Origin of the sequence: Pseudomonas sp. F3-2 (assembly GCF_038804275.1) — a bacterium.
Taxonomy (GTDB): Bacteria; Pseudomonadota; Gammaproteobacteria; order Pseudomonadales; family Pseudomonadaceae; genus Aquipseudomonas.
In genome coordinates this window covers 3791328-3817304 of sequence record NZ_CP152388.1, presented here as the reverse complement: position 1 = coordinate 3817304, position 25977 = coordinate 3791328, and the positions used below count along the sequence as shown (strand labels likewise).

Genomic DNA, 25977 nt, shown 5'->3' with positions numbered 1-25977 from the left:
AGCCTTGCCGAAACAAATAGGTGAAAGAATGAAATCCATACGAGATCAGGCCGCGCATTTTCCCGAACTGGTGGGCCTTTATGCGCAGAGCCAGCCGGACCGGATTGCCCTTCGACACATCGTCCACGAGGACCAGGAACCGCTGCTGACCAGCTATGCGCAGCTGGATACCCAGGCGCGCTCGATTGCCGGGCTGTTGCAGCACCACCTGGGAACCCGCGGTGGCGAGCGATGTGTGCTCATTCTGCCGACCGGTGCGGATTACGCAGCGGCGTTTCTCGGTTGCCTGTATGCCAATGTCATCGCGGTGCCGGCATTCGCGCCGGAGTACAACCGCCAGACCCATCTGGACCGCCTGACCGGCATCCTTCACGACGCGGCGCCGGGCATGGTGCTGGGCCGTCGCGAGGATCTGGATAAATTCCAGCACCTGCTGCAGCCGTTCATGCCGGCTGGCGGGCGCTTCGTCGCCATTGAAGAGGTGCACGGCTGGCAGGGCCAATTTCAGCCGTCGCTGATCGACACGTCGTCGCTGGCGTTTCTGCAGTACACCTCGGGTTCGACCAGTGCGCCGAAGGGCGTGATGGTTTCCCACGACAACCTCATGGCCAACGAACTGGCGATGGCACGGCACTTCGTCACCGATGCCTCGACCGAAAGCTGGGTCAGCTGGCTGCCGCTGTATCACGACATGGGCCTGATGTGCGGACTTCTGTTGCCGCTGTACTACGGCGGTACGTTGACCTTGATGTCGCCGAACTACTTCCTCGGCCGTCCGGCGCGCTGGCTCGAAGCAATGAGCCGGTACCACGGCACCTTCTCCGGCGGCCCGGATTTCGCTTACCGCCTGTGCGTGGAGCGCATCAAGCCAGCGGCGGTCAAGCATCTCGATCTGCAACACTGGAGCCTGGCGTTTTCCGGTTCCGAGCCGATCCGCATCGCGACCCTGGACGCGTTCAGCGAGCACTTTGCCCCGGCCGGTTTCGATCGCCGCGCCTTGACGCCCAGCTACGGTCTGGCCGAGGCGACGCTGTATGTCAGCGCCGCAGAACGTGAGGTGCCGTTCGGCATCAGGCACTTCGATGGCAGCCAGTTGGCGGCAGGAGACGCTGAAGAAGCGGTGTTCGCCCGGCAGCGTTCCACCAGCCGCTTGCCCGGCTGTGGCTGGTGCCGCCCGGATCACGACCTGCGCATTGTCGATCCCGCGACTCAGCAGGTTCTGCAGGCCGGGCAGGTCGGCGAAGTGTGGATCGCAGGCCCCAGCGTCGCTCAGGGTTACTGGCAGAACGCCGAAGCCACCGCCGCCACCTTCGTACAGGCAGACGGCAAGCGCTGGCTGCGCAGCGGCGATCTTGCGATCGCCAGTGAAGGCGAGCTGTTCATCACTGGTCGCCTGAAGGACCTGATCATTCTCAACGGCCAGAATCTTTACCCGCAGGACATCGAGCAGGCGCTAGAGAAGAGCGTGGAGTTGCTGCGCCGTGGCCGCATCGCGGCGTTCCCGGTGACCGACGAGCAGGGCGCCGAAGGGGTGGGGCTGGCGTTGGAAATCAGCCGCAACGTGCGCCGTCTGATGAAGCCGCAGATGATTTGCGAAACGGTGCGCGATGCGGTCTCCGAGCTGTTTCTGGTGGCGCCGAAAGTCATCGTGCTGCTGGAGCCCGGCGCCTTGCCGCGCACCACCAGCGGCAAGCTGCAGCGCGCCGCCTGCCGCAGCGGTTGGCAGGACGGCAGCCTCGACAGTTTCGCGATCTGGCAGGACGGGCGTCTGCTCGATGCGTCGATTGAAGAGGGCACCGGCGAGGCGACGCCGCTGTTGCCGCAGGTGGTTGCGGCGTGGGCCGAAGTGCTCGGCAAACAGGGCCTGTGCGCCGACGATCATTTCTTCGCCCGTGGCGGTGACTCGGTGAGTGTGGTGCAGGTGCTGTCGCGCCTGAACGCCGAACTGGGCCTGAAACTTGCGCCTGCTCACCTGTTCGAACACCCGACGCTGGGCGCCTTCAGTGCCCATGTCGCCAGCCAGACGCTCAGCCCGGAACGCCCGCAGGCCGTGGCGCGGATTTCTCGGGACACGCCTGCGGAGCAATCCTTCGCGCAGCAGCGCCTGTGGTTCCTTGCCCAACTGGAACCCGATAGCAGCGCCTATCACCTGTGTGGCCAGTTGAGTCTGAGCGGCGCCATCGATGACCTTGCCCTGCAGCGCAGCCTCGACGACCTGGTCGCCCGGCATGAAAGCCTGCGCACCACCTTTGCCATCGATGCCGATGAGCGCCTAGTGCAGCACGTTCACGCGGCGCAGCCGGTGGCCGTCGAGCGCCATGACCTGAGCCGGCACGCGCAACCGCTCGAAGCCTTGGGCGAACTGGCCAGGGCCGCCGTCGAGCAGCCCATGGACCTGCACACCGGGCCGTTGTGGCGGGTAATCAACGTGCGTCTGGCGCCGGACCAGCAGCAACTGGTACTGGTGTTGCACCACATCATTTCGGACGGCTGGTCGGTGCAGGTCCTTCTCAAGGACTTCGCTGCGCTGTACAGCGCCTACGCCGAGGACCGGACTCCGACGCTGACGCCGTTGCCGATCCAGTACGCCGATTTCGCCGCCTGGCAACGTGAGCGCCTGGCCGGCGGCGAAGGCCAGCGTCAACTTGACTATTGGCGTGAGCGCCTGGGCTACACCCATCCGGTGCTGACCCTGCCGAGCGACCGTCCCCGTCCGGCGCAGCAAAGTCATCGCGGCGCGCGTTACGCCCTCGCGTTCGATGCTGCGTTGAGTCAGGGCTTGCACCAGTTGGCGGCGAGCCACGGCGCCACCTTGTTCATGGTCATGCTCGCGGCCTACAAGACCCTGTTGCATCGCTACAGCAGCCAGACCGATCTGCGCGTCGGTGTGCCGGTGGCCGGACGCACCTGCACCGAGGCCGAGGGGCTGATCGGACTGTTCGTCAACACGCTGGTGCTGCGCACGGACCTCTCTGCGCAGCAGCCCTTCAGTACGCTGATCGAGGCGGTCAAGGACGCGGCGCTGGGCGCGCAGAATCATCAGGACCTGCCGTTCGAGCAACTCGTCGAAGCCTTGGGCGTGACCCGAGATCTCAGCCACAACCCGCTGTGTCACGTGAAGTTCACTCAGCAGTTCCCGTTGCCGCAGAACCTGGAAATGGCCGGCATGCGCATGGACGTCAACCAGCTGGATGACTTCTCGGCGCACTTCGATCTGGGGCTGGACATCACCGACACCGCCGAAGGCATACAGGCGGTATTCACCTACGCCTGCGACCTGTTCGACGAGCCCCGGATCGCAGGTTTCGCCGCCGATCTGCTGCGCATCTGCGCGCAGGTGGTGGCTCAGCCACAGCGTCACCTGGGCGACTTGCAGGTGGCGGCCGTGCCGTCGCGGCTGCAGGCTGAAACGCTGGCATTCCCAGGCAGTGACGTGCTGACGCTGTGGGACGCCAGTGTCCGCTCGCAGCCCGGCCATCCGGCGCTGCGCAGCGAGGCACACAGTGTGGACTTCCAGACCGTGGAGGCCGACGCCAATCGACTGGCTCAGTACCTGCGCTCGGTCGGTGTCGGTCCTGAAAGCCGCGTCGGCGTGGTGCTGGAGCGCTCGGTAGAGTTCGTCGTCGGTCTGCTGGCGATCCTCAAGACTGGCGCCGCCTATGTGCCGATGGACCCGAAATGGCCAGCAGAACGTCTGGCCTTCGTGCTGGCCGACAGCGGTGCGCGCGGGTTGCTCAGTGATGCCCCGGCGCCTGGCGGTTTCACCGGCGAAGTCATCGGCATGGACACCCACGCTGCATGGCGTTCACTGCCTGCTGCAGCGCTGCATGGGCGTCTGCATCCCGAGCAGGCCGCGTACCTGATCTACACCTCCGGCACCAGTGGCACGCCAAAAGGCGTGGTCATCAGCCACGCTGCGCTGGCCGATTACGTTCAGGGCCTGCTCAAACGTCTGGACCTGTCACCTGAGGCGAGCATGGCGATGGTCTCCACGGTCGGCGCCGATCTGGGCCATACCGTGTTGTTCGGCGCGCTGTGTTCGGCGCGCACGCTGCACCTGATCAGCCCTGAACGCACCAACGACGCCGACCGTTTCGCCGCTTACATGGCCGAGCACTCGGTGGGCGTGCTGAAGATCGTGCCGACGCACCTGAGCGGTCTGCTGCAGGCCGCAAATGCCGCCGACGTTCTGCCCGAACAGGCGCTGATTCTCGGCGGCGATGCATTGCCCTGGGCGCTGGTGTCACAGGTCCAGCGCCTGAAACCGGGCTGCCGCGTGATCAACCATTACGGCCCGACCGAGACCACGGTCGGCGTGCTGAGCAATGAACTCACGCACGCCGGTGGCGCTGCGCTAACCGCGCCGATTGGCCGCCCGCTGCCGAATGCGCTGGCGCTGATCCTCAACGATCAGCTGGAGCCAGTGGTGCAGGGCGACATCGGCGAGCTGTACATAGGTGGACCGGGTCTGGCTCGCGGCTATCACGACCGACCTGGCATGACGGCGGCGGTGTTCATTCCCGATCCAGTCGGCTCGGGCAGCCGTCTCTACCGCAGCGGTGACCGCGCGCGCCTGCTGGCTGACGGGCAGATCGAGTTCCTCGGTCGCGCCGACGATCAGGTCAAGGTTCGCGGCTACCGTGTGGCACTGGGTGAAATTGCCCAGCGCCTGCGCCAGCTGGATGGCGTGCGTGATGCGCACGTGCGGGTCGACGATCGCGGCCAGTTGATCGCCTATGCGTTGACCGAGAAGGCGGCACACACCGACGGCGACAGCCTGCGGGCGCGCCTCGCGGAGCACCTGCCCGATTACATGCTGCCCAGCCATGTGCTGACGCTGGAGACTTTCCCGCTGACGGCCAACGGCAAGCTCGATCACCACGCATTGCCGACGCCGAACGTGACGTCGCAGACTTTCGAAGCCCCCCACGATGGCGTCGAGGCGACCCTCGCTGCGCTCTGGGAAAAGGCCCTGAACGTCGAGTCCGTAGGCCGTCACGACAACTTCTTTACCTTGGGCGGCGACTCGATTCTCAGCCTGCAGATCATCGCCCGGGCTCGCCGTCAGGGGATTCGCCTGACACCCAAACAGCTCTTCGAAAAGCAGACCATCGCCGAGCTGGCGCAGGTGGCGGTGCTGGCCGATGCCAAGCCTGCCGCAGCCGCCCCCGCACCCGCGGTTGCCCCTCGGGATTTCGCCCTGACGCCGATTCAGGCACGTTTCTTCAGCCTGCCGATGGCGCAGCGCTCGCACTGGAACCAGTCACTTCTTCTGAACCTGCCGCAGGCGCTGGACGTGATGATGCTGGGGCAAGCGCTGGCGCTGTTGCTGGTGCAACACGACAGCCTGCGCCTGAGCTTCCATCAGGGTGACGACGGGCAGTGGCTGCAGCGCTATCGCGACAGCGAAACCGTCGACCGCGTGCTCTGGACCTGTGAGCTGAGCCGTGAAGAAGACCTTGCCTCACTCAGCGACGAAGCCCAGCGCAGCCTGAACATCGAGACCGGTCCGCTGGTGCGCGTGGTTCATGCCCGGCTGCCGTCAGGCGAGGGGCGTCTGCTGCTGGCGATTCATCACCTGGCCGTTGATGGCGTGTCGTGGCGCGTGCTGCTGGAAGACCTGCAACACGCTTACAGCCGTCTGGCCGCCGGACACAGCGCCACGCTGGCGGAGAAAACCGCCAGCTTCCAGAGCTGGTCAAACGCCCTCCACGCACGGGCCCGCAGCCCGGAACTGGCCGCTCAATTGCCGTACTGGCAAGCGCTGGACGCCGCCGAAGCCTGCCTGCCAGGCGACACCTCGATTGAAAGCCGGGTCGGCGACGGTCAGACCGTCGGCCTGACATTGGGCGCGGACGACACCCGGCGCCTGCTCAGTGAAGCCCCGGCGGCGTATCGCACACGCATCGACGACCTGTTGCTGGCGGCGCTGTCCCAGGCGCTGCAGCAATGGACCGGACGCCGTCGTCACGTGATCAGTCTCGAAGGCCATGGCCGCGAGGATGCCAGCGGCGCGCTGGACCTGAGCCGCAGCGTCGGCTGGTTCACCAGCCTGTATCCGGTAGCGTTGCAAGCCGGTGACGACGTGGTCGCCACGCTCAAGTCGGTCAAAGAGGCCGTGCGTGCCGTGCCCGACAAAGGCTTGGGTTATGGCGTGCTCAAATACCTGACTGGTGCCGACTTGCCTGAACTCACAGGGCAGGGCGTTACCTTCAACTATCTGGGCCGTTTCGACGACGCCGAAGGGGTGCGGTTTGCACGAGCGGAACATACCCCCGGCCATCTGCGCGACCCGCAAGGTCCATTGGCCAACGCGCTGGCGGTGGACGGGCAGGTCCGCGACGGCCAGTTGCAGCTTCACTGGACCTACAGCCACGCGCGTTTCAGTCGTGACAGCATCGAGCAACTGGTGGCGCTGTACCGCGAGCAATTGTCGCTGCTCATCGCCCACTGCAGCGATGAGCGCCAAGGAGGCGTGACGCCGTCGGACTTCCCGCTGGCAGGGCTCGATCAGGGCCAGCTCGATGCGCTGGCAATCGCTGCGCGGGACATCGAAGACATCCTGCCGCTGGCGCCGATGCAGCAGGGGATCCTGTTGCACAGCCTGCTGGAACAGGGCAACGGCATCTATCTGATGCAGGATCAGTACGCCGTCGGCAGCCACGTAGATTTCGACGCATTCAAGTTCGCCTGGCAGCAAGTGGTGCAGCGTCATCCGGCCCTGCGCACGGCGTTCCATGGCCTGGAAAGTGGCGTGCAGCGTCAGGTGGTGATGCGTCGCGTGCCGTCGGTGGCGCAACTGATCGACCTCAGTCATTTGCCTCGCGCGGCTGCCGAAGCGGAGCTGGACGAATTGCTCGCCGCCGAGCGTGAGCAGGGCTTCGATTTCGCCCGGGCGCCGTTGCTGCGCCTGCGTCTGGTGAAGTTCGGCGAGGCAGATTTCCGCATCGTGCAAAGCCATCACCACGCGCTGATCGACGCCTGGTGCCGCGGCCTGATGCTCACTGAATTCTTCGCCCATTACCGCGCCTTCCTCGACGGTCGTCAGGTCAGCCTCCCGGCGGCGCGGCCGTACCGTGACTTTCTTGCCTGGCTGGCCGAGCAGGACGAAGCGCTCAGCCGCGATTACTGGCGCAACGCCTTGGCCGGTTTCACCGACGTCACACCGTTGCCCTACCGCCACAGCCCGCAAAGTCACCTGCAGCGCGAATCGCAGATGCGCGACGTCACGCTGGCGCTGGGCAGCGGGCAAACCACGAAGCTGGCCGAGCAGGCGCGGCAGTTTCGTCTGACTGCCAACACCTTCGTGCAGGCCGCCTGGGCGCTGTTGTTGATGCGCCATGCCGACCGCGACGAAGTGCTGTTCGGCGTCACGGTCGCCGGTCGTCCGACCGAGCTTGAGGGGATCGAAGGGGCCTTGGGCCTGTTCATCAATACCTTGCCGCTGCGCATCAAGCGTCCGGGCGTCGGGGCTTCGGCGCTTGAACTGCTCAACGCCCTGCAAGGCCAGAACGCCGAGATGCGTCAGCACGAACACCTGTCCCTGGCAGACATCCAGCTGCTGGCCGACACACCGCGCGGGCAGCCGTTGTTCGACAGCCTGTTCGTCTTCGAAAACGTTCCGTTGGGCGCCGAGGTTCAGCAGGCCGTGAACGAATACCGGATCAATCCGCTGGCAAACCGTACTCACACCAACTACCCGTTGACGGTGGTGCTGCTGCCCGGCGAGTCGCTGCAATTGCAGCTCACCTACGACAGCCGACACTTCAACGACGCCGACATGACCTCGCTGGTCGGGCATTTCCGTCGCCTGCTCACGCAGCTGATCGACGATCCGCAGCAGACCCTCGATCAGTTGCAGGTGCTGGAACAGGCCGAGCGCGAGCAGTTGCTGGCGCAGGGGCGCGGACCGCTTGAGACGCATTGGTACGGCATCAGTTATCTGGAGCGTTTCGAGGCGCGCGTGCTCGCCCACCCGGCACGGGAAGTGGCGCGCTGTCAGGGCCAGAGCCTGACCTACGATGAACTCAACCGCGATGCCAACCGCATTGGTCACGGCCTGATCGCCGCCGGTGTGCAGGGCGATGACGTGGTGGCGCTGTTCGCCCCGCGCGGTCTGCCGCTGCTGAGCATGATCATCGGCGCGTTCAAGGCCGGCGGTGCCTATCTGGCACTGGACGATCGTCACCCGGCCGGCCGCAGCGCGCGCATGCTGGGCAGCAGTGCCGCGCCGGTGTTGCTGACGCCCCTTGACTGCCTGGCTCAGGTCGAGGCGATTCTGGCGCTGGCACAGGCCAGGCCGCGCGTGCTGATTCTCGAAGACCTGCTCGCCAGCACCGCCGACAGCAGCGCTGACAGCAATCCGGGCCGCTACGCCAGTGCCGAGCAACTGGCCTACGTGATTTACACCTCCGGCTCCACGGGCGAGCCGAAAGGGGTGATGGTCAACCAGCGCGGCATGCTCAACAACCAGATGTCCAAGCTGCCGTATCTGCGCCTGGGCGAGGGCGACGTGATTGCCCAGACCGCCGCCACCGGTTTCGATATTTCCGTCTGGCAGTTCCTCACCGCACCGCTGTTTGGCGGGCGCGTGGAGATCCTTCCGGACGCCGTGGTGCACGACCCGCAACGCCTGCTGGAAGAGGTGGTTGTCAACCAGATCACGGTGCTCGAATGCGTGCCCGCGGTGATCGACGGCATGCTCGCCGTGGCGCCGCACAAGCTCGATACGTTGCGTTGGTTGCTGCCGACCGGCGAAGCGTTGACCGTCGATCTGGCCACCCGCTGGTTCGCCCGCTACCCAAACGTGCCGCTGGTGAACGCCTACGGCCCGGCCGAATGCGCCGACGACGTCGCCTTGCATACGCTGACCGCCGCACCTGCGGCCAAGGCGAACATGCCGATCGGGCGTGCGACCGATAACAACCGTTTGTATGTACTGGATTCCAGCCTGCAACTGGCGGCGCCGGGTGTGGTGGGTGAGTTGTACATCGGCGGCATCGGTGTGGGTCGCGGTTATGCCGCTCGTCCCGGGCTGACCGCCGAGCGTTTCCTGCCCGATCCTTTCGGCGAGCCGGGCGCACGGCTGTATCGCAGCGGCGATCTGGCCCGCTGGAATGCCGACGGTGCGCTGGAGTACGTCGGCCGTGCCGACTTCCAGGTGAAGATCCGCGGCCAGCGCATCGAGCTGGGCGAGATCGAAAGCGTGCTGCTGGCGCAACCGGCTGTGCGCGACGCGGTGGTCAGCGCGCAGCCGACTCCACACGGTCCGCAACTGGTGGCGTATGTGGTCGGCGAGCCGCAGCAGCGTCTGTCGGCCGACGTGCTGAAGACCGCGCTGGCGCTGGAGCTGCCGGCGTTCATGGTGCCGGCCCAAGTGATGCTGCTCGAACGCCTGCCGCGCAACGCCAACGGCAAGCTCGACCGCAAGGCGCTGCCGGCGCCTGACTGGCAGGCCCGCCGTTTTGAAGCGCCTCGCGGCGAGCGCGAAGAGATTCTCGCCGAGCTGTGGCAAAGCCTGCTGAAAGTCGAGCGGGTCGGTCGCGACGACAACTTCTTTGAACTGGGCGGGCATTCGCTGCTGGCAACACGGCTGTTGTCGCGCATTCGCGAGCGCCTGGGCGTGAGCATTCCACTGGCCCAGGCCTTCGAGGCCACCACCATCGCCGCGCAGGCCGCCCTGATCGACACCTTGCAGGGGCAGACCCTGACACTCGACCGGCTCGATGCCCTGGACGAGTTAATGAATGAGCTGGAGGAAAGCAACTGATGTCGCAACCGAGCATGACTTCGCAAAGCAAGCTGCAGGCACTGGCTACCCGCTTCCTCAGCCTGGGCGCGGCCCAACGCCGGGTGTTTCTGGGCAAGCTGCGCGAACAGGGGCTGGATGCGTCGGCCCTGCCGATTCCTTCGGGCGTGGCCGGCGAGCGCAGCCCGACGTCGTTTTCCCAGCAACGCCTGTGGTTCCTCGAACAGCTGGAACCGGGTAACAGCACTTATCACCTGCCGGGTGCGCTGCGGCTCGAAGGCACGCTGGACATCGCGGCCGTGCAGTCAGCGTTCGAGCGCGTGGCTGAGCGGCACGCCAGCCTGCGCACGGTATTTGCCACGGCCGAAGACGGCACGCCGGAGCAAGTGATTCAGCCGCGCCAGGCGTTGCCCTTCGAGCGGCTCGAGGCCGCTGACGAAGAGGCGTTGCAGGGGCTGGCGGATGCCTTCGCCCGTCGCCCGTTCGATCTGGCGCAAGGGCCGCTCTGGCGCGTGGCACTGGTCAGGCGTGCTGTCGATGAGCATGTCTTGCTGGTCTGTCTGCATCACATCATCGCCGATGGCTGGTCGATTCAGGTGCTGTTGCTCGACTTCGTTCAGGCCTATCGCGCCTCACTTCAGGGTGACGATGAAGCGCTGCCCGCGCTGGCCCTGAACTACGCCGACGTTGCCCTGTGGCAGCGGGCGTGCCTGGACGCAGGTGAGGGCGATCGCCAGCTGGAATACTGGAAGCAGCAGCTCGGCGATGAGCCGCCGGTACTGGAACTGCCCGCCGACCGGCCGCGCCCCGCACGTCAGAGTTTTCGCGGCGCGCGCCTGCCGTTCAGCTTCGAAGCGGCGTTGTCCGGTCGCCTGCGTGAGCTGGCGAAACAGCGTGGCGTGACCGTGTTCACGGTGATGCTGGCGGCTTATCAGGTGCTGCTGCAGCGCCTGAGCGGGCAGACCGATCTGCGCATCGGTGTACCGATTGCAGGCCGGCAGCGCGCCGAAACCGAAGGCTTGATCGGCTTCTTCGTCAACACCCAGATCCTGCGCGGCGAGGTCACCGCCGACGCCACATTCAATCAGATCATCGACAACGTGCGCGTCACATCCCAAGGCGCGCAGGCCAATCAGGACCTGCCTTTCGAGCAGTTGGTCGATGCCCTGGCGCCTGAGCGCAGCCTGAGCCACAACCCGCTGTTCCAGGTGCTGTACAACCATCAGCAACGTCAGGACGAAGCCCTGCAGTTGATGCCTGGCCTGAAGGCGACCCTGATGCCGCTGGACAGCGGCAGCGCGCAGTTCGATCTGGCTTTGCACACGTGGGAAAACGCCGCGGATGAACTGGCGGGTAACTGGAATTACGCCACCGACCTGTTCGAGCACGCCAGCATCGAGCGCCTGCATCAACGTTTCATGCAGCTGTTTGCGCAGCTGCTCGAGCAGCCTGACGCGGCGATTGGAGATTTCGAACTGCTCGATGCGCAGGACCGCGCGCAACTGGCGCGGGCCAACGACACGGCGCGGGATTGGGCGACGGATGATTGCGTTGTGCATCGGGTGTTCGAACGCCTCGCGCAGCAGCACGCGGACCGCGAGGCCCTGCGCTATGGCGATCAGGTGCTGACCTATCGGCAACTGGATCAGCGTGCGAATCAGCTGGCGCATTACCTGCGCGGGCAGGGCGTGGGCCGGGAATCGCTGGTCGGCGTTGCGGCGTTGCGTTCCATCGAGATGGTCGTGGCGCTGTACGCGGTGGTCAAGGCGGGCGCTGCGTATGTGCCGCTGGACCCGGAGTATCCGCGGGATCGTCTGCGCTACATGCTCGAAGACGCCGGTAGTGCGCTGCTGCTGAGTCACGATGCGGTGATCGACGATCTGCCCGTGATCGAAGGATTGCAGGTGCTGAATCTGGATCGTCTGGCTTTGGACGATCAGCCCACCACGGCGCCGAACGTCGAGATTCATCCCGAGCAACTGGCTTACATGATCTACACCTCGGGTTCGACCGGTAAACCAAAAGGCGCGGGCAACACCCACGCTGCGCTGTTCAACCGACTGGCCTGGATGCAGGACGCCTACGCCCTCGGCGCGTCCGATGCCGTGCTGCAAAAGACCCCGTTCAGCTTCGACGTCTCGGTTTGGGAGTTCTTCTGGCCGCTGATGGTGGGCGCGCGTCTGGTCATGGCCCAGCCGGGCGATCATCGCGATCCGGCGTTGCTCACCGCGTTGATCGAACAGCATCAGATCAGCACGCTGCATTTCGTGCCGTCGATGCTCGCCGCGTTCATGGCCCAGGATGATTTGTCCGGCTGTGCCTCGCTCAAACGCATCGTCTGCAGCGGTGAAGCGCTGCCCGCAGACCTTGCCCGCGACACCTTGCAACGCCTGCCGAACGCGGGCCTGTTCAACCTCTACGGCCCGACCGAAGCGGCCATCGACGTCACCCACTGGACCTGCCGCGACGAGCCCGGCGCGGCGGTGCCGATCGGTCGTCCGATTGCCAACCTGCAGATCCACATCCTCGACAGCCGCCTGAACCCGCAACCGGTCGGTGTGCCGGGCGAGCTGTACATCGGCGGCGCCGGCCTGGCCCGGGGTTATCACCAGCGTCCCGGCCTGACCGCCGAGCGTTTTGTCGCCAGCCCCTTCGGCCACGGCGAGCGGCTGTATCGCACTGGCGACCTGGCCCGCTGGCGTACCGACGGCGCGGTGGATTACCTCGGTCGGCTCGATCACCAGATCAAGCTGCGCGGTCTGCGGGTGGAAATCGGCGAGATCGAATCGGCGCTGCTGGATCATCCGGCGGTAAGCGAAGCGGTCGTGGTCGCGCGTCAACTCAGCACCGGCATGCAACTGGTGGGCTACCTGGTCCTGGAACGCCTGGGCGCCGAAGCCTTCGACGAAGAACAGCTGCGCAGCCAGTTGAAACAGCGCCTGCCGGACTACATGGTCCCGGCGCATCTGGTGACACTGGAGCGATTCCCGCTGTCGGCCAACGGCAAGCTCGATCGCAAGGCATTGCCCGAACCGCAGCTGCAACAACGCGCCTTCGAAGCGCCACTGGCCGGGGTGGAAAGCGCACTGGCCGAGCTCTGGCAGGACCTGCTCGGCGTCAGGCAGGTGGGGCGTCAGGATAACTTCTTCGAACTGGGCGGCGATTCGATCCTCAGTCTGCAGATCGTCTCCCGCGCCAAGAAACGCGGGATTCAACTGTCGCCCCGGCAGATGTTCGAGCGCCAGACCATCGCCGAACTGGCGCAGGTCGCTCAGGTGCTGGACCGCGACGCAGCGGTGGCGCAGGCGCGCATCGAATTCAACCGCGACATCCCGCTGACGCCGATTCAGCACGGGTTCTTCGAGCAACCCATGGGTCGCCGCGCCCACTGGAACCAGTCGTTGCTGCTGACGCCGGGCGAAGCCCTGCAAGTGCCCGCTCTGGCGCAGGCGCTGCACGCGCTGATCAGCCGGCACGATGCCTTGCGCATGAGCTTCGTGCGTCAGGACAACGGTCAGTGGCAGCAGCGTTATCGCCCTGAAACTCATCCGGATGCTGATCGCGCAGAACCCGTCGATGCGCTGCTGTGGCAGCGTGAAGTAAGCGCCGACCAACTGACCGAAGCCTGCGACGAAGCCCAGGCCAGCCTTGATCTCAAGGACGGTCCGTTGCTGCGCGCTGTGCATTTCAAACTGGCCGACGGCGGCGAGCGTCTGTTGCTGGTGGTGCATCATCTAGTGGTGGATGGCGTGTCCTGGCGCGTCCTGCTCGAGGACCTGCACAACGCCTATCATCAGGCCCAGGCCGGTCTGGATATCGATCTGGGCGACAAGGGCCTGTCATTTCAGCGCTGGGCCAATCGCTTGCTGGACTTCGCCTACAGCGATGCCGTTCTGGCCGAAGCCGATTACTGGCGTGACCTGCCCGCCGCGCCGCCACTGCCGTGCGCCAACCCGAGGGGCAGTGCGCAGCAGAGCGTGGTGCAGCAACTTCAGTTGCAGCTGGACGAGGCGCGCACTCAGGCGCTGCTCAGCGAAGCGCCGGCCGCCTATCGCACGCAGATCAACGACTTGCTGCTGACCGCGCTGACGCGGGCGATGGCCCACTGGAGTGGTGAATCCCGCGCGTTGATCGCGCTCGAGGGGCATGGTCGCGAGGACCTGTTCGAGGGCCTCGATCCGTCGCGCACCGTCGGCTGGTTCACCAGCCTGTACCCGGTCAGCCTGCAGGCCCACGACGATCTCGATGCAGCGCTCAAACACACCAAGGAAACCCTGCGCGCGGTGCCTCATGGCGGCCTCGGTTATGGCTTGCTGCGTCACCTGCGCGGTGAAGCCTTGCCGGCGCTGGACGGCTGCGTGCTGTTCAACTACATGGGCCGTCTGCAGAACAGCAGCGGTCTGTTCATGCTCGCCGACGAGAGCAGCGGGGCACAGCGCGCCGCCGATGCGCCGCTGAGCTGTGAGTTGTCCGTTGAGGCCCAGGTGCGCGATGGCCGTTTCAGCCTGACGTGCAGCTACAGCGGCGAGCGTCACGAGGCGGCCTCCATTCAACGCCTGCTCGATGCCTACGCCGTCGCGCTGGACGAGGTCATCGAGCACTGCCGCAGCCATTCGGCGGTGACGCCGTCGGACTTCCCGTCGCTGGACCTGACTCAGGCGCAACTGGACGCATTGCCGGGCGCGGCGCGCGACATCGAGCAGCTGTACCCGCTGACGCCCATGCAGCAAGGCCTGCTGTTCCACAGCGAGCTGGCCCAGACCCAAGGCGCCGATGATGCCCGAGATCTCTACATCAACCAGGTGGCGCTGGACATCGATCACCTGCCGCTGACGCGCTTCAAATCGGCGTGGTCCGCTGCCGTTCAGCGTCACCCGATTCTGCGCGCGTCCTTCCTGCGTCTGGCCGGCAGCCAACAGCCCGTGCAACTGATTCGTCGTGATGCGGCGCTGGTGGTTCGCGAACTGGACCTGCGCAGCGGCTCGCGGGCGTTGGCCGAGGTGCTCGCGGCGGAGCGGGAAACGCCGTTCCACTTGCACGAAGCGCCGCTGATGCGCGTGCTGCTGGTGCGTCAGAACGAAACACTGTGGAAACTGGTGTGGACCTTCCACCATATCCTGCTCGATGGCTGGAGCAGCGCGGCGGTGCTGGGCGAAGTGATCCAGACGGCCATGTCCGACACCGCGCCGATGCCTGCCGGGCACTACGGCGACTACGTACAGTGGTTGCTCAGCCGCGATGCGCAGCACAGCGCGAATTTCTGGCGGCAGCATCTGGCCGGATTCGAGCAGCCGACCCTGATGGCCGCAGCCCTGACCGCGCCGACGTCGGCCACCGGCGAGCCACTGCCCGCGCAGGTGCTGGTCAGGTCGATGGACCTGGACAGCGCCCTGTTGCACAGCGCAGCCCGTCGTCAACGCGTGACCGTCAACACGCTGATACAGGCGGTCTGGGTCTTGCTGTTGCAGCGTTACACCGGGCAAAAGCGCGTCGCGTTCGGCGCTACGGTGTCGGGCCGTTCGGCGCAGGTGCCGGGTATCGAGCGCATGCTCGGCCTGTTCATCAACACGCTGCCGCTGGTGCAGGCGCCGGAATCGCAGCAGAAGGTCGGCGACTGGCTCAACGCCTTGCAAGCGCACAACCTTGAACTGCGTGAACACGAACACACGCCGCTGTTCGAAGCGCAGCGCTACGCCGGGCACGCCGGGCGTGACCTGTTCGACAGCCTGGTGGTGTTCGAGAACTACCCGGTGGATGCAGTGCTGCGCGACAAGCAGGCAGGCGGCGTCAACCTTGGCTCGGTGGAGTTGAGCGACAAGACCCACTACCCGTTGAGCCTGGCGGTGGTGGCGGGGGAGCGGGCACACATCCACGTCAACTATCACAGCAACGTGTTCAGCGCCGACCAGATCGACCGTCTGTGCGGCCATTTCCAGAAACTGCTGGATGGCCTCTGCCGCTTCCCCGAGGCGAGTGTCGGCGATCTGTCGATGCTCACCGAGCGTGACGTCAGCGAGATGCACGCCTGGAACCGGCCGCCGTTCTCGCCCTGCGTCGATCGCCCGATCCACGAACTGATCGCCGACCACGCCCGTCTGCGTCCCGACGCCATCGCCCTGGTGCATGGCGAGCAGCGCCTGACCTTTGCCGAGTTTGATCGTTGTGCCAACCAGCTCGCTCATGCCTTGAGGGCGCGCGGCATCGGCACCGAAGTGCGCGTGGCCATTGCCATGGAACGCGGCGTCGACCTGTGGCTGGCGTTCTTCGCGGTGCTTAAGGCCGGCGGCGCGTACATCCCGCTCGATCCGGATTACCCGACCGAACGCCTGCGCTACATGCTCGAAGACGGCGGCGTGAAGCTGCTGATTTCCCACGACGCGGCGCTGGATCGCGTGCCGGTGGGCGACGTGCCGCTGCTCAATCTGGATCAGCTGGACGTCTCGGCTGAACCGCACACCGCGCCGGAGGTGGTGATTCATCCGCAGCAGCTGGCGTACCTGATCTACACCTCGGGGTCGACCGGCAAGCCCAAAGGCGCAGCGATTGCCCACGGCGACATCTCGATGCACATCCAGACCATCGGCGAGCGTTACCGCTTCACCGCGGAGGATCGCAAGTTCCACTTCCTGTCGATCAGCTTCGACGGCGCACACGAAGGCTGGATGATGCCGATGTGTTACGGCGCCCGCGTGGTGCTGCGCGATCAGGAGTTGTGGAGCGTCGAGCAGACCTACGACACGCTGATTCGCGAAGGCATCACCGTCGCGTCGTTCCCGCCGAGTTATCTGCGCCAGTTGTCCGACTGGGCCGGGTTGCAGGGCAAGGGCCCCGGCGTGAAAACCTACTGCTTCGCCGGGGAAGCGTTCAGCCGCGAAATGCTGCGCGACGTCATCCGCAACCTGCAGCCGCTGTGGATCATCAACGGCTATGGCCCGACCGAAACGGTGGTCACGCCGACGCTGTGGCTAGCGTCTGCGCAAACGGCCGATTTCAGCACCGCGTACGCGCCGATCGGTGATCTGGTGGGCGACCGTCAGGGTTACGTGATGGACGCCGACCTGAACCCGCTGCCTCAAGGCATCGCGGGCGAGTTGTACCTGGGTGGCGCAGTGGCGCGGGGTTATCTGGATCGTCCGGGTGCCACCGCCGAGCGTTTTCTGCCGCACCCGTTCCGCCCCGGCGAGCGCCTCTACCGCAGTGGCGACCGCGTAAGGCTGAACAGCGAAGGACTGCTGGAATACCTCGGCCGTATCGACCACCAGATCAAGATCCGCGGTTTCCGCATCGAAGCCGGTGAGATCGAAGCGGCGCTGAAGGGCTGCGAAGGCGTGCGTGAAGCGCTGGTGATCGTCCGCGAGGGGCCGAGCGGCAAGCGTCTGCTGGGCTATGTCGGTGGCAACGAGCTGCACGAAGAATCGATCAAGCAACAACTTCAGCTGACCCTGCCGGAATACATGATCCCGGCGCACATCGTCGTCATGCCGCGTTTGCCGCAGCTGCCGAACGGCAAGCTGGACCGCAATGCATTGCCAGATCCGCAAGTCAGTTCCAGCGATTATCAGGCGCCGCAGAATGCTCTGGAACAGCAGTTGGCGTCGCTCTGGCAGACCCTGCTGGGCATCGACGCGGTAGGCCGCAACGATCATTTCTTCGAACTCGGCGGCCACTCGCTGCTGGCGATGCAGTTGATCTCGCGCCTGCGTCACGAACACGACGTCAGCGTGCCGCTGCGGGCGCTGTTCGAGGCGCCGCGCCTGGCCGATTTTGCGTCGCGCATCGCACAGCTTGACCCCGCCGACGAACAGCCGGGCAAGCCACTGGAGCTTATAGCCCGTCACGCCACGCGCGCGGTGCAGTCGTTCGCGCAACAGCGCCTGTGGTTTCTCGATCAACTGCAACCGGGCGGCCATGCCTACAACCTGCCGGGCGCGGTGCGTCTGCGGGGTGAACTCGACGAAGCGGCGTTGCAATCGGCATTCGACGCGCTGACCGAACGGCACGAAGTGCTGCGCACACGGTTTGTGGCGGGCGATGAGGTGCCGCTGCAACAGATCGAGCCCGCCCGTGCCGTAGAGATCGAGCGCATCGACCTCAGCGCGCCGGGCACTCTGGAAGCCGATCAGGAAGCGGCGTTCAGCGTGTTGGCGCAGGATTTCGTCAAGCGTCCGTTCGACCTCTCCCACGACCCGCTCTGGCGCCTGGCGCTGGTGCGCATGGGCGCGGGTGAACAGCGCCTGCTGCTGTGCTTGCACCACATGATCTCCGACGGCTGGTCGGTGCGGGTGCTGTTGCAGGAGTTCAGCGAGCTGTACCGCGCCGCCGTTGAGCAGCGCGAAGCGCAGTTGACGCCGTTGCCAGTTCAATACGCCGACTTCGCGGTCTGGCAGCGCGAGTGGCTGGCGGCGGGCGAGGGCGAGCGTCAACTGGCCTACTGGAAACAGCAATTGGGCGACGAACACCCGGTGCTGGAGCTGCCGACCGATCGTCCGCGTCCGGCGCAGCAGAGCTATCAGGGTGATCGCCTGCTGTTCAGTTTCGATGGCGACTTCAGCCAGCGCCTGCGCGCTTTCGCCAAGGCCCGGGGCGTCACGCCGTTCATGGTGATTCTGTCGGCGTATCAGGTGTTGCTGCATCGCCTGAGCGGGCAGAACGATCTGCGCATCGGCGTGCCGATTGCCGGGCGTTCACGCCTGGAAGTGGAAGGCCTGATCGGCTTCTTCGTCAGCACTCAGGTGTTGCGCACCGAGGTGTCGGCTGAGCTGTCCTACGACGAGGTGCTGCAGCGCGCCAAGGCGCAGACGCTGGGGGCGCACGCCCATCAGGACTTGCCCTTCGAACAGTTGGTCGAAGCCCTGCAACCGCAGCGCAGCCTGAGCCACAACCCGCTGTTTCAGGTGGCTTACGACCATCAGCAACGTGATTTCGAGCCGCTGTCCGGACTGCCTGGTGTGCAGGCCGAGGTGCTGCCGCTTGACGATGGCAGCAGCCAGTTCGATCTGGCGCTGAACACTCTCGAAGACGCGGACGGTGCGCTCGGTGGCTCATGGAATTACGCCACCGACCTGTTCGAGCACGCCAGTATCGCGCGCCTGCATCAGCGTTTCGTGCAGCTGTTTGCGCAGCTGCTCGAGCAGCCCGACGCGGCGATTGGTGATTTCGAACTGCTCGATGCGCAGGACCGCACACAACTGGCGCAGGCCAATGACACGGCGCGGGATTGGGCTGCGGATGATTGCGTTGTGCATCGGGTGTTCGAACGCCTGGCGCAGCAGCATCCGGACCGCGAAGCCCTGCGCTGTGGCGATCAGGTGCTGACCTATCGGCAGCTGGATCAGCGCGCGAATCAGCTGGCGCATTACCTGCGCGGGCAGGGCGTGGGCCGGGAATCGCTGGTCGGCGTTGCGGCGTTGCGTTCCATCGAGATGGTCGTGGCGCTGTACGCGGTGGTCAAGGCGGGCGCTGCGTATGTGCCGCTGGACCCGGAGTATCCGCTGGACCGTCTGCGCTACATGCTCGAAGACGCCGGTATTGCGCTGCTGCTGAGTCATGATGCGGTGATCGACGATCTGCCGGGCGTGGACGGTTTGCAGGTGCTGAATCTGGATCGTCTGGATATCGCCGATCAGCCCACCACCGCGCCGAACGTCGAGATTCATCCCGAGCAGCTGGCGTACATGATCTACACCTCGGGTTCGACCGGTAAACCAAAAGGCGCGGGCAACACCCACGCTGCGCTGTTCAACCGGCTGGCCTGGATGCAGGACGCCTACGCCCTCGACGCGTCCGATGCCGTGCTGCAAAAGACCCCGTTCAGCTTCGACGTCTCGGTCTGGGAGTTCTTCTGGCCGCTGATGGTGGGTGCGCGTCTGGTCATGGCCCAGCCGGGCGATCATCGCGATCCGGCGTTGCTCACTGCACTCATCGAGCAGAACCGGATCAGCACGCTGCATTTCGTGCCGTCGATGCTCGCTGCGTTCATGGCCCAGGATGATTTGTCCGGCTGTGCCTCGCTCAAACGCATCGTCTGCAGCGGTGAAGCGCTGCCCGCAGACCTTGCTCGCGACACCTTGCAACGCCTGCCGAACGCGGGCCTGTTCAACCTCTACGGCCCGACCGAAGCGGCCATCGACGTCACCCACTGGACCTGCCGCGATGAGCCCAGCGCTGGCGTACCGATCGGCCGCCCGATTGCCAACCTGCACGTCCACATCCTCGACAGCCGCCTGAACCCGCAACCGGTCGGTGTGCCGGGCGAGCTGTACATCGGCGGCGCCGGCCTGGCCCGGGGTTATCACCAGCGTCCCGGCCTGACCGCCGAGCGTTTTGTCGCCAGCCCCTTCGGCCACGGCGAGCGGCTGTATCGCACTGGCGACCTGGCCCGCTGGCGTACCGACGGCGCGGTGGATTACCTCGGTCGGCTCGATCACCAGATCAAGCTGCGCGGTCTGCGGGTGGAAATCGGCGAGATCGAATCGGCGCTGCTGGATCATCCGGCGGTAAGCGAAGCGGTCGTGGTCGCGCGTCAACTCAGTACCGGCATGCAGTTGGTCGGCTATCTGGTTGCCGACGCCTTCGATGAAGAACAGCTGCGCAACCAGTTGAAACAGCGCCTGCCGGACTACATGGTCCCGGCGCATCTGGTCATGCTGGAGCGATTCCCGCTGTCGGCCAACGGCAAGCTCGATCGCAAGGCATTGCCCGAACCTCAGCTGCAACAACGCGCCTTCGAAGCGCCACTGGCCGGCGTGGAAAGCGCACTGGCCGAGCTCTGGCAGGACCTGCTCGGCGTCAAGCAGGTGGGGCGTCAGGACAACTTTTTCGAGCTGGGCGGGCATTCATTGCTCGGCATTCAACTGGTGGCGCAGATCCGGCGCGACCTCAAGCGGGAGCTGCCGCTGCGGGCGCTGTTCGAATCGCCGATGCTGGCGGATCTGGCGCATGACCTCACCTCTCGCGCCGAGCAGGCCGCCATGCCGGTGCTGCTGCCGCGAAGCGAGCGTGAGTTCGCGCCGCAATCGTTCGCACAACAGCGTCTGTGGTTCCTCGCGCAACTGGAACCGGAGAGCGCGGCGTACAACCTGCCGTGCGTCTTGAACCTCGACGGCACGCTGCAGCTCGATGCCCTGCAACGCAGCTTCGACGCACTGGCTGCGCGCCATGAAAGCCTGCGCACGTGCCTGCTTCCCGGTGAGGCCGGCGTTCCCTTGCAGCGCATTCTGCCCATCGGCAGCGTCACCGTCGCTCGCTACGATCTGCGTGAGCGCGTCACCGCGCAGGAAGATTTCGTCGCGCTCGCCCACGCTTTCATGAACCAGCCGTTCGACCTCGATGCCGAGCGCGCGCCTTGGCGGGTCGCTCTGGTGCAGCTCGCCGATGACCAATGGCGTCTGTTGCTGTGCATGCACCACATCATTTCCGATGGCTGGTCGGTGCAAGTGATGCTGAAAGATTTCGCCGCGCTGTATCGCGCCTTCTCGCGCGGGGAAGGCGCGCACTTGCCGCCGCTCACCGTGCAGTACGCCGACTACGCCAGCTGGCAGCGCGAATACCTCAGTGGCCGCGAACGCGAGCGTCAGCTGAACTGGTGGCGCGCGGCGCTGGGTGACGAGCAGCCGGTGCTGGAGTTGCCGGCTGACCGGCCACGTCCGGCCGAACGCGACGGCAAAGGCGGGCGGCATGCTTTCGTGCTGCCGCAGGACCTGGCCGACCAGTTGCGGCTGACCGCTCGGGCGCAGGATGCCACGCTGTTCATGCTGTTCCTGGCCGCCTTCGACACGTTGCTGTATCGCCTCAGCGGTCAGCGCGATCTGCGCGTCGGCGTACCGGTGGCGGGGCGTGCCGAAGTGCAGACGCAAGGCCTGATCGGCTTCTTCGTCAACACCCTGGTGCTGCGTGCGCAGGTCAGCGGCGATCAGCCGTTCAACCGGCTCCTGGCGCAGGTCAAGGACAACCTGCTGGGCGCCCATGCTCATCAGGATTTGCCGTTCGAGCAATTGGTCGAGGCGCTGCAACCGGCCCGCAGCCTGAGCGTCAACCCGTTGTTCCAGGTCAGCTACAACCACCAGCAGCAACCGGACATGTCGCTGCTGCAGTTCGACGGCCTGAGTATCGAGGCGCAACAGTGGGACATCAAGGGCGCGCAGTTCGACCTGGTGCTCGGCACTTTCGAACATCAGGACGGCCGCATCAGTGGTTATCTGGACTACGCCACCGACCTGTTCGACGCCTCGACCGTAGAGCGTTTGTTCGGCCAGTTGCTGACCGTGCTGCGCGCCGTTTGTGCGCAACCGCAGACCGCCATCGGCGACCTGCCGCTGCTCAGTGAGGTCGACCTCGCCGCGCTGGACCAGTGGAATACGCCGCCGTTCTCGCCCTACGTCGATCGCCCGATCCATGAACTGATCGCCGACCACGCGCGTCTGCGTCCTGACGCCATCGCCCTGGTGCATGGCGAGCAGCGCCTGACCTTTGCCGAGTTCGATCGTCGCGCCAACCAGCTCGCTCATGCCCTGCGCGCGCGCGGCATCGGTACCGAGGTGCGCGTGGCCATTGCCATGGAGCGCGGTGTCGACCTGTGGCTGGCGTTCTTCGCGGTGCTCAAGGCCGGCGGCGCGTACATCCCGCTCGATCCGGATTACCCGACCGAACGCCTGCGCTACATGCTCGAAGACGGCGGTGTGAAGCTGCTGATTTCTCACGACGCGGCACTGGATCGCGTGCCGGTGGGCGACGTGCCGCTGCTCAATCTGGATCAGCTGGACGTCTCGGCTGAACCGCACACCGCGCCGGAGGTGGTGATTCATCCGCAGCAACTGGCGTACCTGATCTACACCTCGGGTTCGACCGGTAAGCCGAAGGGCGCGGCCATCGCCCACGGCGACATCTCGATGCACATCCAGACCATCGGCGAGCGTTACCGCTTCACCGCGGAGGATCGCAAGTTCCACTTCCTGTCGATCAGCTTCGACGGCGCCCACGAAGGCTGGATGATGCCGATGTGTTACGGCGCCCGCGTGGTGCTGCGCGACCAGGAGTTGTGGAGCGTCGAGCAGACTTACGACACGCTGATTCGTGAAGGCATCACCGTCGCGTCGTTCCCGCCGAGTTACCTGCGGCAGTTGTCCGACTGGGCCGGGTTGCAGGGCAAGGGCCCCGGCGTGAAAACCTACTGCTTTGCCGGCGAAGCGTTCAGCCGCGAAATGCTGCGCGACGTCATCCGCAACCTGCAGCCGCTGTGGATCATCAACGGCTATGGCCCGACCGAAACGGTGGTCACGCCGACGCTGTGGCTGGCGTCGGCGCAAACGGCGGACTTCAGCACCGCGTACGCGCCGATCGGTGATCTGGTGGGCGACCGTCAGGGCTACGTGATGGACGCCGACCTGAACCCGCTGCCTCAAGGCATCGCGGGCGAGTTGTACCTGGGCGGCGCAGTGGCGCGGGGTTATCTGGATCGTCCGGGTGCCACCGCCGAGCGTTTTCTGCCGCACCCGTTCCGCCCAGGTGAGCGCCTCTACCGCAGTGGCGACCGCGTAAGGCTGAACAGCGAAGGGCTGCTGGAATACCTGGGCCGCATCGATCATCAGATCAAGATCCGAGGTTTCCGCATCGAGGCCGGTGAAATCGAAGCGGCGCTGAAGGGCTGCGACGGCGTGCGCGAGGCGCTGGTGATCGTCCGCGAGGGGCCGAGCGGCAAACGCCTGCTGGGCTATGTCGGTGGCAACGATCTGAGCGAGGACAGCCTGAAACAACAACTGGGAAGCACGCTGCCCGAATACATGGTGCCGCATCACATCATCGTCATGGCGCGTCTGCCTCAGCTGCCGAACGGCAAGCTGGACCGTAATGCGCTGCCAGATCCGCAGCTCAACAGCCAGACGTTCGAAGCACCGCAAGGCGAGCGGGAAGAGCAACTGGCGCGGGTCTGGCAGCAATTGCTGGGCGTCGAAGCCATTGGGCGCTCGGACAGTTTCTTCGAGCTGGGTGGCGACTCGATTCAATCGCTGGCGGTGATCACTCGCTTGCGTCACGTCGGCCTGAAGCTGGTGCCCAAGGACGTGTTCAGCCATCCGCGGCTCAAGGATCTGGCGCTGCGTCTGAGTGTGGTCGAGGCGAGTGCCGCGGTGCTGATCGATGAAACCCCAAGGGGCGAGGTGCCACTGACGCCGATTCAGGCGCACTTCTTCGAACAGCCGATGACCCATCGTGCGCACTTCAACCAGGCGTTGTTGCTGGACGTCCAGCGTCCGCTGGAAGCCGATGTGCTGGAGCGTGCGCTTGAGGCCGTCCAGCGGCATCACGACGCGCTGAACCTGAGTTTCAGTCAGCACGCCGACGGGCGCTGGCAGCAGGTCTACCGCGAAGCGCCGGCGGGCGACAGCCTGTGGGTCCGCGAGGTGGCCGATGACGCCGCGCTGTCAATGGTGTGCGAACAGGCGCAGCGCAGCCTCGATCTGGAGCACGGCCCGTTGCTGCGAGTGGTACTGGCGCAGCTGCCTCACGGCCAGCGTCTGTTGCTGGTGGCTCATCACCTGGTGGTCGACGGCGTGTCCTGGCGTGTGCTGCTGGAGGATCTGGCCCGCGCGTATGCGCAACTGGCTTCGGACAGCGCCGTGAACCTGGGGCCGAAACCCGGCAGCTACCAGCGTTGGGCGCAGCAACTCGCGCTCGCAGCACGCATGCCGGAACGTGAAACCGAGGCCGGACGGTGGCTGGCGCAGATCGGCCAGGGTGATGACGCATGGCCGGTGGACGACGCCCAGGGCCGCGCGACGCAGCAGGACCTGGAGCAGTGCGAGCTGTTGCTGGACGCGGACATGACCCGTCGTCTGTTGCGTGAAGCGCCAGCGGCACTGGATGCGCGAATGGACGAAATTCTGTTGGCGGCACTGGCGCAGGCCCTCAGCGGCTGGAGCGGTCAGACCGGCCACCTCGTCGCGCTCGAAGGCCACGGTCGCGAAGCGCTGTCCGAAGCCTTGGACGTCGGACGTACGGTGGGCTGGTTCACCAGCCTGTTTCCGCTGCGCGTCAAAGCAGCGCAGGACATCCGGCACACCCTGCAGAGCGTACGCGCCACCGTGCGCGGTCTGCCGGACAAGGGCGTGGGTTTCGGTCTGCTGCGTTATCTGGGGACCGATCGGGTTCGTCAGCAACTGGCTGCTCTGCCTGAACCCAAGGTGGTGTTCAACTACCTCGGCCAGTTCGACCAGGATCTGGGCGATGGCCGTTTTGCACCGGCGAATGTCTCGGCCGGTGACCTGATCGACCCGTCCACGCCGCTGAATCGCGAGCTGGAAATCAACGGTCAGGTGTTCGCCGGGCAGTTAGGTCTGACCTTCCGCTTCAGTGGTCAGCGCTATCAGCGCCAAACCATCGAGCGCCTGCAGGCCGCCTACCGCACGGCGCTGGTTGAGTTGCTGGACAGCCTGCCCGTGCCTGAAGACGCCCCGGCTCACACGCAACCGGTCTTGCGCAATAGCGCGCCGAATCCGCTGATTCGCCTGAGCAGCGGTGCCAGCGACAAGCCACCGGTGTTCTGCGTGCACCCGGTCAGCGGCACGGTGGTGGGTTACTACGCCCTGGCGCGACGCCTGTCGGCCCAGTGGGATGTGTGGGGCATCCAGAACCGTCAGGTGCTCGACGGCAACTGGCGCGACAGCTCCATCGAGCAAATGGCCCGCGACTACGTCAAGGCCTTGCTCGAACACCAACCTGCCGGGACCTACCGCCTGATCGGCTGGTCGATGGGCGGGACCCTGGTGCTGGAGATGGCCCGTCTGCTGGTGCGTCTGGGCAAGCGCGTGGCCTTCGTCGGCCTGATCGACGGCTACGTGCCGGGCGCCGGTCAGCCGCGTCCTCCGGTGCCGGAATCGACAGCGCCTGCGGTGGGCGGTGATGACGACAGCCAGACCGACGAGCACTGGCAACAACTGCTTGGCGTCGAGCGGCACATGCGCCAGCTGGCCAATCAATGCCGGGAAATCCACACCTCGGGCGTGCCGGTCTACGCCTGGTGGGCCGAGCGGTCCCCGGAAAATAACGATAACGCACCGGCTCTTCTGGAGCAGGGCATGGGTGGGCGCCTGCAGGTTTCGGCCTGGATCGACGCCGACCACCTTTCGATCGTCCGTGATCAGCAGTTCATCACTCAGCTTGCCGAGTCCCTCGCGCAGGTCAACGAACGCCCTCAGTCACATGATTTCCAGGAGCAGGAATATGCATAGCCCACA

2 protein-coding genes are annotated in these 25977 nt (G+C 65.5%); both read left to right on the top strand.

Annotation, left to right across the window (positions count from 1 at the left end; all coding sequences use genetic code 11):
- Positions 1–28 precede the first annotated feature (28 nt).
- A complete protein-coding gene (locus AAGQ88_RS17350; RefSeq protein WP_342653064.1) occupies positions 29–9769 on the top strand; it encodes an amino acid adenylation domain-containing protein in 9741 nt (3246 codons plus the stop codon).
- A complete protein-coding gene (locus AAGQ88_RS17345; RefSeq protein WP_342653063.1) occupies positions 9769–25971 on the top strand; it encodes a non-ribosomal peptide synthase/polyketide synthase in 16203 nt (5400 codons plus the stop codon). The genes AAGQ88_RS17350 and AAGQ88_RS17345 overlap by 1 nt, the downstream gene beginning before the upstream one ends.
- Positions 25972–25977 lie beyond the last annotated feature (6 nt).